General features: G+C 43.1%; 1 protein-coding gene. It reads left to right on the forward strand.

Features of this window, described 5'->3' with window-relative positions; all coding sequences use genetic code 11:
- Positions 1-1393: Gfo/Idh/MocA family oxidoreductase (locus Q0277_RS06920; RefSeq protein WP_297996780.1), on the forward strand; the 1393-nt coding region annotated here is incomplete at its 5' end.
- Between the last annotated feature and the right edge of the window lie 174 nt (positions 1394-1567).

The following is a 1567-nucleotide window of genomic DNA, read 5'->3' on the forward strand; positions in this document are numbered from 1 at the left end:
GAGCAGCAGTGAGCCGCTATCGCAAAGCTTTCAGATGTGCAAGAAAAAGGGCAGAGTGGTGCTTGTAGGTGTTGCCGGCATGCAGATCAATAGAGAGGATATGTATAAAAAGGAGCTTGATTTTCTCATCTCCACATCCTATGGCCCCGGTCGCTACGACAAGAGCTACGAAGAGGGAGGGCTTGATTATCCGTTTAGTTACGTCAGATGGACCGAAAACCGAAATATGAGCGAGTATCTAAGGCTGGTAAATGAAAATTTGATAAAGCTGGATAGGCTCATAGACGCAAAATATCCTATCGAGCAGGTAACGGAGGCGTTTGAGTCGCTACAGACTTCGCAGAATAAGCCGCTCATGGTTTTGCTTGACTACGGCGAGGCAAATTTGGCCGAGCTTGATAGCTATCTAAATCACGATAAAAAAATCATCATAAGCTCCGCGCCAGTAAACAGGGATGTGATAAACGTCGCATTCGTCGGAGTCGGCGGATTTGCCACAGGAATGCACCTGCCTAATATCTCAAAGCTTACAGACAAGTATAAAATTTACGCGATCATGAACCGGAGCGGACATAAAGCAAAGGCCGTGGCGCAGCAATACGGAGCGAATTACGCTACTTCAAATTTAGACGATATTTTAAATGATAAAAATGTCGATCTTGTGATCATCTCCACAAGGCACGATAGCCATGCGGAGCTTACTTTAAAGGCGCTTGAAGCGGGCAAAAACGTATTTGTAGAAAAGCCGCTTGCAACAAACAAAGACGAGCTGGAAAAGATAAAGAAATTTTACGAAGGAGATGGCGACAAGCCCGTTTTATTCGTAGGATTTAACAGGCGATTTAGCGCCTATGCGCAGGAGATAAAAAAGCACACGGGCGCTAGAATAAATCCTATGATAATTAGATATAGAATGAACGCAGGCTACATACCGATGGATCACTGGGTGCATGAAAACGGCGGCAGGATGGTGGGCGAAGCGTGCCACATAATAGATCTGATGACGGCGCTAACGGGCAGCGAGATAGAGAGTATATTTTCACAGGCGATCACGCCGAGTAATGAAAAATATAGCGCCGAGGATAACAAATCCATCGTCTTAAAATACAAAGACGGCTCGGTGGCAAATATCGAATATTTTGCAAACGGCAGTAAGGAGCTAAGCAAGGAATTTATGGAGGTTCACTTCGACGGCAAGAGCATCGTTTTGGACGATTATAAAAGCCTAAAAGGATATGGAGTGGGGCTGAAAGAAATTTCAACGAGCATGAGTCAAAAAGGGCAGCTTGAAGAGCTTGAGGCGCTATTTGGGGCTCTAAAGGGAAGCAAAAAAGGCTGGCCGATAGAGCTTTGGGATATGGTGCAGACGACGGAGATTTCATTTTTAATATGATTGGTAGTATAAAAAAAATTATTAAATCAAACTATATTTTAGAGGCATTTGCAAGAAGGCTTTATGCCATTATACCATATAGGGTTAGAAAGTTAAATAGAGAATTTTACGACTTCTACAACCTGCTCTTGAATAACGAAACAGAAAATATCAAATATATCGAAAAATATCAGT

Source organism: uncultured Campylobacter sp. (assembly GCF_938030815.1).
Lineage (GTDB): Bacteria > Campylobacterota > Campylobacteria > Campylobacterales > Campylobacteraceae > Campylobacter_B.